We start from the raw sequence: 17,029 nt of genomic DNA, 5'->3' as shown, positions 1-17,029 counted from the left end.
GAGGCCCTCCCGTCAGCACTGACGGGAGGGCCTTTCGCGTGGGCGGCGAAGTGGTCGGGATACCAATGGTGCCTGTGTGAATCGTGTGAAATGATCCGGCTCGGCTGACTGCCGAGGGTGGGGACTCCCGCCGAGTCGGCCGACGGGACATCCCGTTCACGCCCTTGGGGGGGCACTATCAAGACTCGTATCGGCGCCGTGACCGGCGCCGCACTCCTCGCCGCGCTCGCGATCCCTGCCGTAGGGCAGGTCAGCGCGAACGCGGCGACCACCGATCTCTATGTCAACAACGCCGCCGGCGCCCACTGCACGAACGGCGGCACCGGCACGCAGGCCGCACCCTTCTGCACCGTCCAGGCCGCGGCGGACGTCTCGCTGCCGGGCCAGACGGTGCACATCTCGCGGGGTGACTATCCGCAGAAGCTGAAGCTCACCAGGTCCGGCACCGCGGACGCGCCGATCACCTTCGTGCACACGACGGTCGACCGGGACGACTCCGACGACCGGGTGTCCATCGGCAACCCTGACGCTCCGACACCCGAGAACGGGCTGCTGGTCGCGGGGGCTCAGCACATCCGGGTCCAGAACCTGTCCATCACCGGCACCCTCGAGCCGATCCTCTTCGACCACGCGACCGACGTCTCGGTGACCCGGGCGAACACGTGGGGCGGCTATGAGGGCACCGCCGCGGTGCGCGTCAGCACCGGCTCCAGCAAGGTGACCATCGCGGGATCCCAGCTCGGTGGCAGCGACGGCCCCGGCGTCCTGGTCGACGAGGGCGCGACCGGCACGGTCGTCAGCACCAATCAGGTCGACACCCGGATCGTGGCGCTGGGCTCGCCCGGCACCGTCGTCGTCGGCAACACGGTGCAGTCGCACTGCAACGACGGGATCACCCTCGCCGGCGCCTCGACCGACGCGGTTGTCGAGAACAACGTGATCGACACGGGCGACACCGCCGACTACCCGACCAAGCCCTGCAAGGCAGGTGACTCGGACACCGGGCTGACCATCTCGGCGGCGGCAGCGCCGACCGCGAAGGTCGACTACAACGTCATCAGCCCGACCAGCGGCGGCCCGGCCTACGACTGGGCCGGCACGACGTACAAGGACCGGGCCGCCTTCACGACCGCGACCGGCCAGGGCACCCACGACTTCGTCGCCGATCCCACCATGCCGTACGACGGCAAGTCCCCGCAGATCGCCCCCTGGGTGGACTCGGCGGACGAGAACGCGCCCGGCGTCATCGACCTGGACGCCTGGGGCTGGCCGACGCTGGACGACCCGGTCGTGCCGAACACCGGTACCGGAAGCGGATTCCACGACCGCGGCGCGATGGAGTTCCAGAACTTCGGCGGCGTCTACACCCCGGCCGGCCCGACCCGCGTGCTCGACACCCGCGAGGGCGTCGGCACCGGCGGCGTCAAGGCGCCGGTCCACACCGGTTCCTCGGTCGACCTGCAGCTCGCCGGTGTCGCGGGCCTTCCGGCCACCGGCGTCCAGGCGGTGACGCTCAACGTCACCGTGGCCAAGCCCTCCAGCGGCGGATTCCTGACGGTGTTCCCGCACGGCGCGCAGCGCCCGACCGCGTCCAACCTCAACTGGACGCCGGGGACGACCATCGCCAACCTCGTCACGGTCCCCGTGGTCGACGGCAAGGTCTCCTTCTACGCCGGCGGCACCGCGGGCGCCGTCGATGTGATCGCCGACCTGGCCGGCTACTACAGCGCCAAGGGCAGCGTCTTCACCTCGGCAGGCCCGTCCCGGGTGCTCGACACCCGTGACGGCACCGGCACCGGCGGCGTCAAGGCCCCGGTCGCGCAGGGCGGCGCCGTCGACCTCCAGGTGGCCGGCGTCAAGGGCGTACCCGCGCAGGGCGTCACCGCGGTCACCCTGAACGTCACCGTGACGAACCCGGTCGGCGGCGGTTTCCTGACCGTCTACCCGCACGGCCAGGAGCGTCCGACCGCGTCGAACGTCAACTGGACCCCGGGCACGACCATCGCCAACCTCGTCACGGTCCCGGTGATCGACGGCAAGGTCTCGTTCTACGCCGGCGGTCCCACCGGAAGCGTCGACGTGATCGCCGATGTGGCCGGCTACTACAGCGCCAAGGGGTACAACACCTACCGGCCCGTCGGCCCCTGGCGGATCATGGACACCCGCTCCGACCAGTACGAGGAAGGCGAGCTGATCCGCAAGGCGGGGACCGTCGCCCCCGGCGCCACCCTGACCCTGTCGGCGCTGCCCGTTCCCGCCACCTCCGTCGTACTGAACGTCACCGTCACGCAGCCCGCGGCCGGCGGCTTCCTGACGGCCTACCCGGCCGGCGCGCAGCGTCCGCTTGCGTCGAACATCAACTGGACCCCGGGCCAGACGATTCCGAACCAGGTCGTCGTCCCGGTCGGGGCCAACGGCAAGGTCTCGTTCTACAACGGCAGCAAGGGTGCGGTGCACCTGGTGATCGACGTCTTCGGCTACCAGGCCCTCTAGGTCCTGCCGCGCTGATGCGGCCCCACCGCCTCCGGGCGGTGGGGCCGCTTTCGGCACTTCATCTCTTCGCCCATGGGGGGCATCATCAAGACGCGAACAGGCATGCTCAGCGCTGCCGTACTTCTCGGAGCCATCGCACTGCCGGCCGCCGGAGCACCGGGCGCCGCAGCCGTCCCGGCCAACATCTACGTGGACAACGCGGCCGCGGCCCACTGCTCGAACGCCGGCACCGGACTGCAGGACCAGCCGTTCTGCACCGTCCAGGCCGCGGCCGACGCCTCGCTGCCGGGCCAGACGGTGCACATCGCGACGGGGACGTACCCCGAGCAGGTCAGCATCACGAAGTCCGGTACGGCCGCGGCCCCGATCACCTTCACCGGCGATGTCTCCGAGTGGGGATCGATACAGGACGCCGCGATCATCGGCAGCTACGAAGCGACCGGGGGGACGGCGCGGGCGCTGTCCGTCACCAACGCCGAGCACATCAGGATCAAGGACCTCAACTTCGACGCCGTCGACGAAGGCGTGCACGTCGAGGGCTCCAAGGACGTCTCCGTCATCAACGGCACGGTGGCCGGGGCCCAGTCGGTCGCGCTGCGCGTGACCGGAGCGTCCGAGGACGTCACGCTCGGGAAGTTCAACCTCTGGGCCAACTCCGGCGCCGGCGTCGCTGTCGAGGCCGGTGCCCGGCGCACCGTGGTGACCGGGAACAGCCTCAACGCGAACGTCAGGGGCATTTCGGTCACGGACGCGCCGAACACGGTCATCGTGGGCAACTCGGTCTACAGCCACTGCCAGGACGGCATCGTGCTGGCCGGTACGTCGCCGAACGCGACGATCGAGAACAACGTCGTCACGACGGACAACTATTCGGGAACCTCGGACGGCTGCTCCGCGACCACCCGGGTCATGGTCGAGGCCGCATCCGTGCCCGGTACCAAGACCGACTACAACGTCATCAACACGTCCAACGGCGAGCAGGCCTACAACTGGTCGGGTACCAAGTACGCCAACCGTGCGGCGTTCACCACCGCCACCGGACAGGGCGCACGGGACGTCTTCGCCGACCCGACCGTCCCCAACGAGGGCGACCGGCACGCCAAGCCGCTCCCGACGGTCGACTCGGCCGACGAGAACGCCCCGGGGATGCTCACCACCGACGTCTACAGGACAGCCGCGCTCGACGACCCGATCACGCCCAACACGGGTACGGGGTCGGGCTACCGGGACCGCGGTGCGGAGGAGATGGGGAACCTCGGCAGCGTGTACACGCCTGCCGGGCCGACCCGTGTCCTGGACACCCGTGACGGCACCGGCGCTCCCAAGGGGCTGCTGAACTCGTGGATGGACGTTCAGCTGGGCGGCAAGGCCGGCGTCCCGGCGGCCGGGGTCACCGCGGTGACCCTGAACGTCACCGTGACCGGTTCGACCGGCGCGGGCTATCTGAAAGTGTTCGCGGCCGGGACGGGGTCCTTGTCGTCGGTCCTCAACTGGACCGCGGGCGAGACCATCGCGAACCTGGTCACCGTGCCGGTCAGCGAGGACGGCAAGGTCACGTTCGAGTACTTCGGCGCCGGCATGGGCGCCCACGTGATCGCCGACGTGGAGGGCTACTACAGCGCCAAGGGCAGCGTCTTCCATGAGACCAGCCCGGCACGCGCCCTGGACACCCGCGACGGCACCGGCGCCCCCAAGGGCGCCGTCAAGGCCGGCGGCACGGTGAACCTGCAGGTGACGGGCGCCAAGGGCGTACCGGCCAGTGGCGTGACGGCCGTGACCCTGAACGTCACGGTGACCGGCTCCACCGGTCAGGGGTTCCTCACGGTGCATCCGCACGGCCAGGCCCGCCCGACGGCGTCGAACATCAACTGGCCGGCCGGGAAGACCATCGCCAACCTGGTGACGGTCCCGGTCGTGGACGGCAAGGTCGCGCTCTACGTCGCGGGCGGCGGCAACACCACCCAGGTCATCGCCGACGTGGCCGGCTACTTCGACGCCACCGGGCACAACACCTACCGGAGCTACTTCACCGAGCGGCTCATGGACACCCGGGAGCCGACCACCGACGGCTGCACGGACAAGACGCGCCCGGCGTCCGCCATCCCCGCCGGCGGCACCCTCGAAATTACCAACTGCCTGCCCTGGGTCACGGGCCTGACGCTCAACGTCACCGTCACCCAGCCCGGCGCCGGCGGCTTCCTGACGGTGTACCCGTCGGGCCAGGCCCGTCCGCTCGCGTCCAACCTGAACTGGAACGCCGGGGAGACCATCCCCAACGCGGTCGTGGTGAAGGTGGGCAAGGGCGGCAAGGTCGCCTTCTACAACGGCAGCACGAAGCCGATCCACCTCGTGGTCGACCAATTCGGCTACCAGGCGGTCTGAGCCATGCCATACCTTTCAGCTCCTGGAGACCCCATCAAGACACGCGTAGGCGCCCTCACCGGCGCTCTCCTGCTCGGCGCGGTCGCGCTGCCCGCCCTCGGTACCGGGGGCGCGGCGGCGGCCGTCGTGAATCTGTACGTCAACAACGCAGCCGGTGCGCACTGCTCCAACGCCGGTCAGGGCACGCCGGCACAGCCGTACTGCACCATCTCGGCCGCCGCCGCGAAGGTGCTGCCCGGCGAGACGGTGCATGTCGCCGAGGGCGACTACCCGGAGCAGGTCACCGTCACCCGCTCGGGCACGGCCGAGGCCCCGATCACCTTCACAGGAATGGGCGGGCCCGGCCAGTACCGCGACAACCCCACCACCGTGGGCGGCGGCCTGGGCAGCTCGAAGGCCCATGCGTTCCTGCTCTCCGGTGCGGAGCACATCCGGATTCTTGAGATGACGTTGTCCGCCAAGCAGGAGGCGGTACTGGTCAATGGCGGCTCCGACATCACGATCTCCCGCAACCAGCTCGCGGGCGGCCTGGCGGCGGGTGACGTAGCCAGCTGGCCCACTGTCCGGATCGCGGGGGCCGCATCATCGGTGCAGATCCTCCGGAACAACGAAATAACCAGGGACGGATTCGCCAAGATGGACCCCGGGGTCCAGGGCACGGTCATCGCCGGCAATCTGATCTTCAGCACCCACCTCACCGGCATTGTGGCCGACGCCGCACCCGGCACCGTGATCGTCGCCAACACCATCTCCGCCGGGTGCCAGGACGCGATCGGGCTGGCCGGTGCATCCACCGGCGCGGTCGTCGAGAACAACGTGATCACGCATTCCGACACGGGCGAACAGCCCTGTGCGGGGGGCGGCACGGTCGCCGGTCTGCGCGTGGACACCGCGGCGACGAGCGGTACGAAGGTCGCCTACAACGCCTTCGACTCGAAGGACGACGGTCCCGCCTACAGTTGGGCCGACACGACGTACGACAACGTGTCCGCTTTCACCGCCGCCACGGGCCAGGGCGACCACGACCTCATCGGCGACGTCACGCTGGAGACCTGGGTGGGCGACTCCGGCGGAACGCCTTCCCCGCTCATCGACTCGGCGGACGAGAACGCGCCGGGTATGCCCACCACGGACCGTGTCGGGACCCGCGCCGTCGACGACCCGTGGGTCGCCGACACCGGCACCGGCTCCGGCCACCGGGATCGCGGGGCGATGGAACAGGACAACTTCGGTACGCGCTACACACCGATCGGCCCGGTCCGGGTCCTCGACACCCGTGACGGCACCGGCACCACCGGGGGTACCGTCCCGGCGGGCGGCACCGTCGAACTGCCGGTCGCCGGCCAGCACGGTGTGCCGGCGGACGGCGTCACGGCGGTGACCATGAACGTGACGGTCACCGAGCCGGTCGCGGGCGGCTTCCTCACCGTGTACCCGCACGGTGATGACCGGCCGACGGCGTCGAACCTGAACTGGACCCCGGGCCAGACGATTCCGAACCTGGTGACCGTGCAGGTGAAGGACGGCAAGGTGTCGTTCTACAACGGCAGCGCGGGAACCGTGCACGTGCTCGCCGACCTGCTCGGCTACTTCAGCACCACCGGAAGCGGCTTCACGCCGACCACGCCGTCCCGACTCCTCGACACCCGGTCCGCGGTGGGCGCCCCCAAGGGCCCGCTGGGATCCGGTGCCACGGTTGACCTGCAGGTGGCCGGCGTCAAGGGCATCCCGGCCAGTGGCCTGACCGCAGTGACCTTGAACGTCACCGCGACCGAGCCCAAGAGCGGTGGCTTCCTGACGGTGTACCCGCACGGCACCGACCGTCCGACCGCTTCGAGCCTCAACTGGTCGAAGGGGCAGACGATCCCGAACCTGGTGACCGTTCCGGTCAAGGACGGCAAGGTGTCGTTCTACAACCACAGCGACGGTGTACAGGTGCTCGCGGACGTGACCGGCTACTTCACCGCGTCCGGCGGCGACAAGTTCCACGCCGTAGCACCGCACCGGGTGATCGACACCCGGGCACCGTGGTTCGCGGACGGTGTCGGTGAATGGATACCGGCCGCGCCGGTCGGCGGCCATCAGACCCAGGGCGTCCGGGACGTCGCTTACTCGAACGCTGAGGCAGTGTCCTTGAACGTCACGGTGACACAGGGCACCCAGATCGGCTTCATGACGGTCTACCCGCGGGACTCCGCCCGTCCGACCGTCTCCAACCTGAACTGGACGGCCGGGCAGACCATCGCGAATCAGGTGGTCGTCGCGAACAACGAAGCGGGCATGAACAGCTTCTACACGCGAGTGCGGGCAGCGTCGAGCTCATCGCCGACCTCAACGGCTACTACGCCCCCTGATCCCCGGGAGCACACCACCGCGGCCCGGTCCCCGCTTCGGCGGGGGCCGGGCCGCGGTGCGTCGCGGGCGGGGTGCGTCGCGGGCGGGGTGGTCAGGGTTCGCGGAGGATCAGGGCGTAGGGGCCGAGGCCCAGGACGCGTTTGCCGGGGTGGTCGCCGGTCGTGGTGCGGATGGTGAGGAGCGCGCCGGTGTCGGCGTCGAAGTCGACGTCGGAGACGGTGCCGAGGGCCTCGCCGCGTTCGTCGAGGACGCGTTTGCCCGGCAGGGAACGGTGCTTGTCGGCGAGAGGGGCCAGTTCGCCCGAGGGGGTGCCGAGGGTGGCGCCGGAGCGGACGATGACGGCGTCGGGTCCGATGGCGTGGATGTGCTCCCAGACGAGGGTGTCGCCGGAGCCGTCGGTCTTCTTGAGCCGCAGGGCCACGACGGAGGCCGTCGCCGGGTCGACGACGAAACCGTCGACGATGCCGACCGTGCGGGCCTCGGTGGCGCTGACCACCTGGCGGCCGGCCGTTTCCGAGAAGAGCATCAGACCTCCGTCCTGCGGCGGGCGCGGTACGCCTGGACCGCCGCCGCGAACCCGGGAAGGTCGTCGGCGACGAACTCGGCCGCGGCCGCCGGGATGACCAGTGCCTCACCGGAGACCGCGGTGGTCTCGGAGAGCGGGATGAACACCTTGCGCCCCTGCCGGTCGAGGGCGTCCGAGGAGGCGATCTCGTAGCCCACGACGTGGGCCGTGGTGCCCTCGACGACCTCGACGACGACGTCGGAGATCCTGCCCAGGTCGGTGCCACCGTCGGTCAGCACCCGCGAGCCGAGTACGTCGCCGCGGCCGGCGGAGCCGCGTTCCAGGACGTCGGCCCTGCTCTCGAAGACGCTCTCGTCCTTGATCATCACGGCGTCGTGGCCGAGCCCGTGCACCCCCGACCACGGCAGGCTGTGCCGCAGCGGTCCGGAGAGCAGGCCGCGGCCGCTCAGGGTGAAGCCGGCGATCCGGCCGGCCGTGCCGTCGAAGACGAGGTCCTTGACCTGCGCGACAGCCGCACCGGCCAGTGTCACGACCGGCCGCTTGGTGATCTCCGAGGCGAGCATCATCGCGGAAGAGGAAGCGGGCCCGGGCTCGTGCGTCGGCGCGGTCATTTCACGCGTCCCTTCCCGGCCCGCCGGCCGATGGCGCCGCGGCGTACCGCGATCACCCCACCGCTGCGGCGCCGTGCCTGCACGCCCGCCGCCGATCCGGCCAGTACCAGCAGGACCGCCACCACGACGACGATCCAGATCCACCAGTCCATCGCGCACCACTCCCCGCAGAATCGGCAGAATCCGTAGCCCTCTCCTCCCCTTCCCCGATCCCCCTCTCCCACTCGCGGGGAGCGGAGAAGAGGAGGGGAGATGAGGGACCTGGGTGGCGACGACCCGCGGTCAGCTGCCGAGCGCGTGCGGCGCGCGGTGCTTGCGCGGCTGCTGCAGCGGCATCTCCGGGGCGGAGGTCCGCGCCGGGTGGGCGTTGTCGGTGCGCTGCTGCTCGACCCGGGCGGCGAGGGCGTCGCGCTCGGCGGCCGCCACGGCCGCGTCGTTGCGCGCCTCCTTGAGCTTTACCGCCTTGCGGCGGCGCAGCGCGGCGCCTTCGCCCGCCATCAGCAGGCTCAGGCAGCCGACCAGGGCCAGGGCGAGGCCGGCGCAGAAGATGGAGAGCGAGTTCATCGTGATGAGGTCATGGCCCAGCAGGGCGACCGTGTAGTCGGGCCCGCCGCCCAGGTTGCCCGCGATCAATAGTCCCGTGAGTGTTCCGGTCGCGGCGAGCAGCACCAATCCCAGGAACAGCATCCGAGTCACCTCCGGTTGTCGAACGGTGGCCGAACGTGGCCGAATCCGTCGCTGCGGCGCCTACCCGGTGAGCGGCGGGCCTAACGACGCGCGGGGGCCACAGCGGGTCCGGCTTCGCTTAATACCCTGGGGGGGTATATGGTGGTCACCAGTGGACGGCGACAGCCGTCACCGCACGAGACGCATGAGGAGAACGCCATGTCCTGCTGCTCCCCCGAGGGAACCTGCCACACCGACGGCGCGACCGACGAGTCGCAGGCCGCGGGCACCGTCGTGTACTCCGTCTCGGGCATGACCTGCGGCCACTGCGAGTCCGCGGTGACCAAGGAGCTCGCGACCGTCTCCGGCGTGACCGTCGTCAAGGTCGACGTCGCCACCGGGCTGGTCACCCTCGCGTCCGAGCAGCCGCTGGACGACGAGACGATCCGTGCCGCCGTCGACGAGGCGGGCTACGAACTGGTCGGCCGGGCGTGACCGCACCGGTCAGGCTGGGCGGCTATCTGCTGATCCTGCTGGTCGTCCTCGGCGCCGCGTTCGGCCTCGGCCGCGCGGTGCGGGGGGACGGCGGCGGACCGGCCGCCCCGGAACCGCGCCCGGCCTCGCACCAGGGCATGTAGGGCATGTCGGCCCTGTTCGAAGGACCGGCCCTGATCGAAGGAGTGGAGTGAAGTGGCGATGACCACGGCGGCTGCCGGCCGACAGGTGGAGCTGGAGATCGGTGGCATGACCTGCGCCTCCTGCGCGGCACGCATCGAGAAGAAGCTCAACCGGATGGACGGCGTCACCGCGACCGTCAACTACGCGACCGAGAAGGCCAAGGTCAGCTTTGACGGCGGCGTCGCCGTGGACGACCTCATCGCCACCGTCGAGGCGACCGGCTACAGCGCCGTGCTGCCCGCCCCTCCCGCTTCCGCCGGATCCGGTCCCGAGCAGTCCGCGCCCGACGAGCTCACGTCTTTGCGGCAGCGGCTGCTCACCGCGGTCGTGCTGGCCGTGCCGGTGATCGCGATGGCGATGGTGCCGGCGCTGCAGTTCGACAACTGGCAGTGGCTCTCGCTCACGCTCACCGCGCCCGTCGTCGTGTACGCGGCCTGGCCGTTCCACCGGGCCGCCTGGACGAATCTGCGGCACGGTGCCGCGACCATGGACACGCTGATCTCGGTGGGCACGCTCGCCGCGTTCGGCTGGTCGCTGTGGGCGCTCTTCTTCGGCACGGCCGGCATGACCGGGATGAAGCACCCCTTCGAGTTCACGATCTCCCGCGGTGACGGCAGCGGCAACATCTACCTGGAGGCCGCCGCCGGGGTGACCGCGTTCATCCTGGCCGGCCGGTACTTCGAGGCCCGCTCCAAGCGGAAGGCCGGAGCGGCGCTCACGGCGCTGCTGCAGCTGGGGGCCAAGGACGTCGCCGTACTGCGGGACGGACGCGAAGTGCGCGTCCCCACCGGCGAGCTGACGGTCGGTGATCGGTTCGTCGTCCGCCCCGGCGAGAAGATCGCCACCGACGGCACCGTCCGCGAGGGCAACTCCGCCGTCGACGCCTCCATGCTGACGGGCGAGTCCGTACCGGTGGAGGTCGCCCCCGGCGACGGTGTCACCGGCGCCACGGTGAACGCGGGCGGCCGGATCGTGGTCGAAGCCACCCGGGTCGGCGCCGACACCCAACTCGCCCGGATGGCACGGCTCGTCGAGGACGCGCAGAACGGCAAGGCCGCCGTGCAGCGGCTGGCCGACCGGATCTCGGCGGTCTTCGTGCCCGTCGTGATCGCGCTCGCCGTCGCGACCCTCGGCTACTGGCTCGGCGTGGGCGAGGGCGCCTCCGCGGCCTTCACCGCCGCCGTCGCCGTACTGATCATCGCCTGCCCGTGCGCGCTGGGACTGGCGACGCCCACCGCCCTCATGGTCGGTACCGGACGCGGCGCCCAGCTCGGCATCCTCATCAAGGGCCCGGAGGTCCTGGAGTCCACCCGCGCGGTGGACACCATCGTCCTCGACAAGACCGGCACGGTGACCACCGGCGTCATGACGCTCACCGAGGTGCACGTCGCCGAGGGCGAGGACGAGAAGACCGTGCTGCGGCTGGCCGGCGCCCTGGAGCACGCCTCCGAGCACCCCATCGCCCGGGCCGTCGCGACGGCCGCCGAGGAGCGCACGGGCGGCCCGCTGCCGGTGCCCGAGGACTTCGCCAACGTCCCGGGGCTCGGGGTGCAGGGCGTCGTCGAAGGACACGCGGTGCTGGTCGGCCGCGAGAAGCTGCTGACCGAGTGGACCGCGTTCCTGCCCGCGGACCTGGTGGCCGCGAAGGCCGCGGCCGAGGCCAAGGGCCGTACGGCGGTGGCCGTCGGCTGGGACGGGGCGGCCCGCGGGATCCTCGTCGTCGCCGACGCCGTCAAGCCGACGAGCGCGGAGGCCGTGACGCGGCTGCGCGCCCTCGGCCTCACCCCGATGCTGCTGACCGGCGACAACGAGGCGGTGGCGCGGGCGGTGGCCGAGGAGGTCGGGATCGCCGCCGACGATGTCATCGCCGAGGTCATGCCCGAGGACAAACTGGCCGTCATCAAGCGGCTGCAGGCCGAAGGCCGTTCCGTCGCGATGGTCGGCGACGGCGTGAACGACGCCGCCGCGCTCGCCCAGGCCGATCTGGGCCTGGCGATGGGCACCGGGACCGACGCCGCCATCGAGGCGGGCGATCTGACCCTCGTACGGGGCGACCTGCGGGTCGCGGCCGACGCCATCCGGCTGTCGCGCCGGACCCTCGGCACGATCAAGGTGAATCTCTTCTGGGCCTTCGGCTACAACGTGGCCGCCCTGCCGCTCGCCGCGGCCGGGCTGCTCAACCCGATGATCGCGGGCGCCGCCATGGCCTTCTCGTCCGTCTTCGTCGTCGGCAACAGCCTGCGCCTGCGCAGCTTCAAGGCCTGACCTCAAGGCCTGACCTCAAGGCCTGATCCAGCGCGCCTACTCGTCCGCGAGGAGCGCCGCCAGGTCGGCTTCCAGGTCGATGTGGCGGAGCTCGTCGCCGGGCGGGACGGCCGTGTACGAGCGGGTGAGGAAGTCCTGGACGTCCTCGGTGTCGAGCTGGAGCAGGGCGATGCCCTCCGGCGAGGAGAGTTCGATCATCGTCCGCCGCTTCCCGCAGGGCCAGACGTGCACGTCGCCCTCGCCCGACGGCATCCGGAGCCCGGCCGCCAGCAGATCGCGGGCGAACGTCCAGGTGACGTCCAGGCCGTCGAGCGTCGCCGATGCCGGGAACGACATCCGCGCGGCCAGCGGGTCGTCGCACTGGTAGATCAGAGTCGCGGCGATGACGCGGTCCCCGGCCGGGGACGCGCAGAGCCGGGCCCGGAGGGTCTGGTCGATGACGGTCAGCATGAGGTGTCCCTCTCCCGCTGGGTAGTGTCCACTCCTCTCCAAGACAGGGAAATCGGGCCGGGGATTACGTGACTTCGGTCCCGATCGCTGTGATGTGCGCCACGTGCCGCTCGGGGCCGCTGTCAGAGGTGCGTGTGAGCATGGGGACATGACGGGCGACGGGGCGGTGCGGCGGATCGGCGGGGACGAGCGGCGGGCGCGGCTGGGGGTGCGGCATCGCCTGGCGCCGGGGCTGCGCGCGAAGTCCGCGGAGCAGGTCACCCGGTCGCTGGTGGCGCTGCACGCGACGGACGCGGCGACGGTCTATCTCTCCACGGCGGCCCGGCTCACCGAGCCCGGCTTCACGGATGTGGAACGGGCGCTGTACGAGGACGGTTCGCTGGTGCGGCTGCTGGCGATGCGGCGGACGATGTTCGTCGTCACTCTGGACTCCGCACCGGTGGTGTACGCGGCGGCGTCCCGCGCGATCGCCGTGAAGGAACGGGCCGGGTTGCTCAAGCACCTCGCGGAGGGCGGCGGCTGGGACGGCGCCTGGCTGTCGGAGGTCGAGGAGGCCGTGGTCGCCGCGCTGGCGGTGCACGGCGAGTCGACCGCCGCGCAGCTGGGCGGGTACGAACCGCGGCTGCGCGAGCAGGTGGTCATCGCGGCCGGAAAACCGTACGAGACCCGGCAGAACGTGGCGAGCCGCATCATCCGGGTGCTCGCGGCGGAGGGCAGGATCACCCGGCGCAGACCGGTGGGGTCGTGGACGAGCAGTCAGTTCCGGTGGACGGTGGCCGAGCCGCTCTCCGAACCGCCCGCCGCCGAGGCGAAGGCCGCGCTGGCCCGTGACTGGCTGGCGGCGTACGGCCCCGGCACCGAGGCCGACCTCAAGTGGTGGACGGGTTGGACGCTGACGGACGTGCGCAAGGCACTGGCCGCGGTCGGCGCCCAGCAGGTCGCGCTGGACGAGGGCACCGGCTACGTACTCCCCGGCGATGTGGAACCCGCGCCGGCCGCCGCGCCGTGGGCCGCCCTGCTGCCGGGTCTCGACCCGACGCCGATGGGCTGGCAGCAGCGGGGCTGGTTCCTGCCGGACGAACACCGGCCCGCGCTCTTCGACAAGACCGGGAACGTCGGACCGACGGTGTGGTGGGACGGGCAGGTCGTCGGCGGATGGGCGCAGCGCCCGGACGGGGAGATCGTGTGGCGGCTGCTGCCCGGCCCCGGAAAGGGGTCGGGAAAGGGCGCGGGGAAGAGCTCGGGCAAGGGGCCCGGCAAGGAGGCGGTGGCGGCGATCGAGGCCGAGGCGGCGCGGCTCGGCGACTGGCTGGGGGACGTCCGGGTCACCCCGCGGTTCCGTACGCCGCTGGAGCGGGAACTGTCGGCCTGAGCGGACCGCGGGGGCCATGCGTGGCCCGGTGCCTTGCTGCCGTCCGGGGCGCGCCGGGAGTCATCAGAAGCCACTTATCGGACACATTCCGAGCACAATCCGAGCGTGGACACTTCCTGGCGGTCGCGCCTCACGTCGCTCCTGCGCGCCGTACGGTCCTACATCCGGAGCGCCCCCGGCACCTACATCTGGCTGGCCATCCTGTTCGTGACGACCGTCGTCATGCGCCATGTCTCGCCCTCCCAGCTGGACGAGCTGCTCGGCGAGCGGTCGACGAACCTGCACAACCTGTCGGAGGAACCGGTCAGGGCGCTGATCCGGAGCGCGCTGTGGATCAGCGGCGGCGGCTGGCTGTTCTACGCGTTCCTCTACACCGTCTTCCACGCCACCGCCGAGCGCTGGCTCGGCACCCTGCGCTGGCTGACCGTCGTCCTCATCGGCCATGTCGTGGCGACGTACATCAGCGAGGGCGTGCTGCTCTGGGCGATCCACCACGGCCGGGCGCCCCAGACCTCGGTCGACACCCTGGACGTGGGCGTGAGCTACGGCCTGGCGGTCGTCGAGGCCGTCCTGACGTACTTCCTCGTCCTCCGCTGGCGGTTCTTCTACGGCTTCTGCGTCCTGGGCTTCTACGGTCTCGCCCTGGTCCACGGCCGCACGTTCACCGACGTCGGCCACTTCACCGCCGTGCTGCTCGGCTTCGCCTGCTACCCGCTGACACGAGGGCGGCCGGGTCGCCTGGACCCGGCCGCCGTCTTCTCCCGTGCCGTCCGGCTGATCAGCCGAGACGGATGAGCTTGTCCCCGAAGGACGGCTCCTTGAGGTCCGACTGCAGTGCCACCGGCACCTTGGTCTCGCCCGTACCGCTGCCGAGGCTCAGCGTGCCGACCTCGGTCCCGGCCTTCGCCGAGTGCGGAACGCCGGACGTGCCGGCCGCCAGCTTCAGATCGGACTTCAGGCCCGACCAGCCGATCGCCGTCAGATCCTTGGTGGCGACCACCGGGGTCTTCCCGCCGAGACCGTCGTCCACATAGCCGACGACGTCGCCCTTCTTCACCACCACGGCCGAGGCGAGCGCGGCGCGCGCGCCCCTGACCAGCGTGTCGCTGGTGGACAGGGCGTACTTCAGCATGTCGTTGGGCGTCGATCCCTTGCGCTGCTGCAGCACCACACCGAGGATCAGCCGCGGCTTGCCGTCGATGGTCTTCTGCGCCGCCCACATCAGGGCGCCGGCCGCCGGGGTGCTGGAGCCGGTCTTGATGCCGATGACGCCCGGGGTGTCCGTCAGCAGCCCGTTGTTGTTGTAGATCCTGGACACGCCGGGGATGTCGGCGTTCTCCATGGCCACCACGGAGCGGAAGACCTCGTTCTTCATGACCGTCCGCGCCAGCATCAGCTGGTCGACCGCCGTGCTCTTCGTCGTCTCCTCGAACCCGCTCGCCCCGGTGTACGTGGTGTTCTTCATGCCCAGGTCGGCGGCGGCCTTCTGCATCTTGACGACGAAAGCTTCCTGCGTGCCGGAGTCCCAGCGGGCCAGCGCGCGGGCGATGTTGTTGCCGGACGGAATCAGCAGCAGCTCCAGCATCTGCCGCTCGGTGAACTCCTGGCCGAGCTTGACCAGCACCCTGGACTCGTCGACCGACGCCGCCTCGTCCGCGGCGGTCTGGTCGATCTTGATCTTCGGGCCGGTCTCCTTCCCCTTGAGCGGGTGGTCGCGGAGGATCAGGTACGCGGTCATCACCTTCGTGACGCTCGCGATCGGCACCGGGGTCTGCGCGCCGCGCACACCCATGTTCCCGACGCCTTCGACCTCGACGACCGACTGGCCCATCACGGGCCACGGCAGCGACAGCGGACCGCCCTGGAAGGTGTACGAGGACGCCGAGGTCAGCGTCAGCGCCGGGGCCGGCAGCGGACGGAGCGACTGCGCGACCGCGACGGCGATCAGCAGCAGCACCACCAGCGGCGTCCAGATCTTGAACCGCCTGACCACCGTCCGCAGCTTCGTCTGGGGCGGCGGCGGAGTGTTCGTCAGCTCCGCCAGCAGCTTCAGCGGCTGCGCGGGCGCCGGCGGCAACGGCATCTGCCGGGTGCCCTGCGGGCCGGCCTCGGGCTGCGCGTCGGGCTGCGCGTCGGGCTGCGCGTCGGGAGCCTGGCCGAACGCGGACGGCTTCGGCGCCGGCGCCGGGGCCGAAGGGGTCGATGGGGCAGCGGGGGCGGACGGGGCTGCCGGGACGGCGGCTGCAGGGGCGGCCGGGCGCACCGGACGCTCCACCTCCGGCCATGCGAGGGCGTACGGCGACGCTGACTGCTCCTGTGAGACCCGCGGGGGCTCCGCGGGGGATTCCGTGCGCGGGGCGGCCGGCACGTCCGCCGGGGCGCTCCTGGCGGCTTTCCACTCCGGCCTGCGGTCGGCAGGCTCGGCGGCGGGCGCGTGGACCGGCTCGGCCACCGGCTCCTGCGCCGGTTCTTCCACCGGTTCTTCCGCCGGCGCCTCCGCGGAAGCATCCCGGGGCTCGTCCTCGGGCTCGGCCGCCGGCTCGTCCCGGGGCTCGTCCTCGGGCTCGGCCGCCGGCTCGTCCGGGGTCTCGTCCTCGGGCGTGGCAGGCGCTCGGGGTGCGTCGAACGCTTCGGACGCTTCGGACGCGTCCTCAGCACCCACCGGCCTTGCGTCCTCGGGCTCGTCGGCCGCCTCGCCGACGGGCTCCTCGACGGACTCGTCAACAGGCTCGTCGGCCGCCGGCTCCGGTTCCGCAAGCGAATTCTCGGGAGCGTCCACGGCCGGAGAGACGGGCGCATCGGCAGGCGCTGCGTCATCCGTCCCGTCGTGCGCGTCCTCGGGGACCGTAGGTTCCGCGATGGCGTCGTCCGGGCCGGGTACGTCGTCCGGCGTATCCGGACCCGTGCCGGATGCAGACGCGCCCGACTGGCGCGGCAGGCTCCCGCGGCCGCTGTCCGCGTCCTCGCCACCGGCCCCGCCGGTGGTCCCGGAGGACACCGGGTGATCTTCAGGACGGGGGTCCGTGCCGGAGCCCGGGTCGTCGGACAGGCCGCCGTGCTCCTCGCGCACGGCTTCAGGCACCACATTCGGCCCACGGAACACCGTCAGCCTCGGATCAAGCGCCTTCTTGTCGGCCGCCACCCCCGACGACTCCTGCTGCTGCTCCCTGCCGGGGGACTCGCCCGCCACGCAGACCTCCTCCACACATCGCGAGGGGCGGTCCCGTGCAC

At 71.4% G+C, this 17,029-nt stretch carries 14 protein-coding genes; 8 read left to right on the top strand and 6 right to left on the bottom strand.

Features of this window, described 5'->3' with window-relative positions; translation table 11 throughout:
• The first annotated feature begins 198 nt into the window (after positions 1-198).
• From O3W51_RS05000 to O3W51_RS04990, 3 genes are all read left to right on the top strand, one after another.
• On the top strand, positions 199-2,493 hold the full coding sequence (locus O3W51_RS05000; RefSeq protein WP_138354762.1) for a right-handed parallel beta-helix repeat-containing protein: 2,295 nt from the start codon (positions 199-201) through the stop codon (positions 2,491-2,493).
• Between the two features lie 72 nt (positions 2,494-2,565).
• Positions 2,566-4,875, top strand: a complete 2,310-nt coding sequence (locus tag O3W51_RS04995) for a right-handed parallel beta-helix repeat-containing protein (RefSeq protein WP_269284099.1) — start codon at positions 2,566-2,568, stop codon at positions 4,873-4,875.
• Between the two features lie 3 nt (positions 4,876-4,878).
• Entirely contained in the window at positions 4,879-7,407 is a 2,529-nt protein-coding gene (locus tag O3W51_RS04990; protein WP_269284097.1) for a right-handed parallel beta-helix repeat-containing protein, read from the top strand.
• Here the strand turns inward: O3W51_RS04990 and O3W51_RS04985 are convergent.
• From O3W51_RS04985 to O3W51_RS04970, 4 genes are all read right to left on the bottom strand, one after another.
• Positions 7,322-7,756, bottom strand: coding sequence for a PRC-barrel domain-containing protein (locus O3W51_RS04985; RefSeq protein WP_138359353.1), 435 nt, complete (start codon positions 7,754-7,756; stop codon positions 7,322-7,324). The two genes, O3W51_RS04990 and O3W51_RS04985, sit on opposite strands and share 86 nt — an antisense overlap.
• Entirely contained in the window at positions 7,756-8,367 is a 612-nt protein-coding gene (locus tag O3W51_RS04980; RefSeq protein ID WP_138359351.1) for a PRC-barrel domain-containing protein, read from the bottom strand. The genes O3W51_RS04985 and O3W51_RS04980 overlap by 1 nt, the downstream gene beginning before the upstream one ends.
• The gene (locus tag O3W51_RS04975) at positions 8,364-8,519 is read right to left on the bottom strand and encodes a hypothetical protein (RefSeq protein WP_187144907.1); all 156 of its coding nucleotides are present in this window, start codon (positions 8,517-8,519) and stop codon (positions 8,364-8,366) included. The genes O3W51_RS04980 and O3W51_RS04975 overlap by 4 nt, the downstream gene beginning before the upstream one ends.
• A gap of 130 nt (positions 8,520-8,649) precedes the next feature.
• Positions 8,650-9,054, bottom strand: a complete 405-nt coding sequence (locus tag O3W51_RS04970) for a hypothetical protein (protein ID WP_187144908.1) — start codon at positions 9,052-9,054, stop codon at positions 8,650-8,652.
• Positions 9,055-9,252: 198 nt separating this feature from the next.
• Here O3W51_RS04970 and O3W51_RS04965 point away from each other — a divergent pair, with 198 nt between their 5' ends.
• Genes O3W51_RS04965 through O3W51_RS04955 form a run of 3 tightly spaced genes read left to right on the top strand, consistent with a single transcriptional unit; the run spans position 9,253 to position 11,976 of the window.
• On the top strand, positions 9,253-9,528 hold the full coding sequence (locus O3W51_RS04965; RefSeq protein WP_187145296.1) for a heavy-metal-associated domain-containing protein: 276 nt from the start codon (positions 9,253-9,255) through the stop codon (positions 9,526-9,528).
• Positions 9,525-9,671: a hypothetical protein gene (locus O3W51_RS04960; protein ID WP_164294349.1), complete on the top strand. Its 147-nt coding sequence runs from the start codon at positions 9,525-9,527 to the stop codon at positions 9,669-9,671. The genes O3W51_RS04965 and O3W51_RS04960 overlap by 4 nt, the downstream gene beginning before the upstream one ends.
• Positions 9,672-9,729: 58 nt before the next feature.
• The gene (locus tag O3W51_RS04955) at positions 9,730-11,976 is read left to right on the top strand and encodes a heavy metal translocating P-type ATPase (RefSeq protein ID WP_187145297.1); all 2,247 of its coding nucleotides are present in this window, start codon (positions 9,730-9,732) and stop codon (positions 11,974-11,976) included.
• 36 nt (positions 11,977-12,012) lie between these two features.
• Here O3W51_RS04955 and O3W51_RS04950 read toward each other — a convergent pair whose 3' ends face one another.
• Positions 12,013-12,426, bottom strand: a complete 414-nt coding sequence (locus O3W51_RS04950; RefSeq protein WP_138359345.1) for an SsgA family sporulation/cell division regulator — start codon at positions 12,424-12,426, stop codon at positions 12,013-12,015.
• Between the two features lie 148 nt (positions 12,427-12,574).
• Between O3W51_RS04950 and O3W51_RS04945 the strand changes: the two genes are divergently transcribed.
• Positions 12,575-13,798: a winged helix DNA-binding domain-containing protein gene (locus tag O3W51_RS04945; protein WP_198358478.1), complete on the top strand. Its 1,224-nt coding sequence runs from the start codon at positions 12,575-12,577 to the stop codon at positions 13,796-13,798.
• 105 nt (positions 13,799-13,903) lie between these two features.
• Positions 13,904-14,593 carry a rhomboid-like protein gene (locus tag O3W51_RS04940; protein WP_198358479.1) on the top strand — a complete coding sequence of 230 codons (690 nt, stop codon included), beginning with the start codon at positions 13,904-13,906 and terminating at the stop codon, positions 14,591-14,593.
• Here the strand turns inward: O3W51_RS04940 and O3W51_RS04935 are convergent.
• On the bottom strand, positions 14,577-16,988 hold the full coding sequence (locus O3W51_RS04935; protein WP_269284083.1) for a D-alanyl-D-alanine carboxypeptidase family protein: 2,412 nt from the start codon (positions 16,986-16,988) through the stop codon (positions 14,577-14,579). The genes O3W51_RS04940 and O3W51_RS04935 overlap by 17 nt on opposite strands.
• Between the last annotated feature and the right edge of the window lie 41 nt (positions 16,989-17,029).

Source organism: Streptomyces sp. H39-C1, assembly GCF_027158125.1.
Lineage (GTDB): Bacteria > Actinomycetota > Actinomycetes > Streptomycetales > Streptomycetaceae > Actinacidiphila > Actinacidiphila fildesensis.
The sequence above is the reverse complement of the archived record's forward strand: the minus strand, read 5'-3'. Positions and strand labels throughout refer to the sequence as shown.

Excerpts from the sequence above, each read along its gene's own strand:
- O3W51_RS04995 (WP_269284099.1), top strand. The coding sequence starts at position 2,566 with ATGGGGGGCATCATCAAGACGCGAACAGGCATGCTCAGCGCTGCCGTA.
- O3W51_RS04990 (WP_269284097.1), top strand. The coding sequence starts at position 4,879 with ATGCCATACCTTTCAGCTCCTGGAGACCCCATCAAGACACGCGTAGGC.
- O3W51_RS04985 (WP_138359353.1), bottom strand. The coding sequence starts at position 7,756 with ATGCTCTTCTCGGAAACGGCCGGCCGCCAGGTGGTCAGCGCCACCGAG.
- O3W51_RS04980 (WP_138359351.1), bottom strand. The coding sequence starts at position 8,367 with ATGACCGCGCCGACGCACGAGCCCGGGCCCGCTTCCTCTTCCGCGATG.
- O3W51_RS04975 (WP_187144907.1), bottom strand. The coding sequence starts at position 8,519 with ATGGACTGGTGGATCTGGATCGTCGTCGTGGTGGCGGTCCTGCTGGTA.
- O3W51_RS04970 (WP_187144908.1), bottom strand. The coding sequence starts at position 9,054 with ATGCTGTTCCTGGGATTGGTGCTGCTCGCCGCGACCGGAACACTCACG.
- O3W51_RS04965 (WP_187145296.1), top strand. The coding sequence starts at position 9,253 with ATGTCCTGCTGCTCCCCCGAGGGAACCTGCCACACCGACGGCGCGACC.
- O3W51_RS04955 (WP_187145297.1), top strand. The coding sequence starts at position 9,730 with ATGACCACGGCGGCTGCCGGCCGACAGGTGGAGCTGGAGATCGGTGGC.
- O3W51_RS04950 (WP_138359345.1), bottom strand. The coding sequence starts at position 12,426 with ATGCTGACCGTCATCGACCAGACCCTCCGGGCCCGGCTCTGCGCGTCC.
- O3W51_RS04945 (WP_198358478.1), top strand. The coding sequence starts at position 12,575 with ATGACGGGCGACGGGGCGGTGCGGCGGATCGGCGGGGACGAGCGGCGG.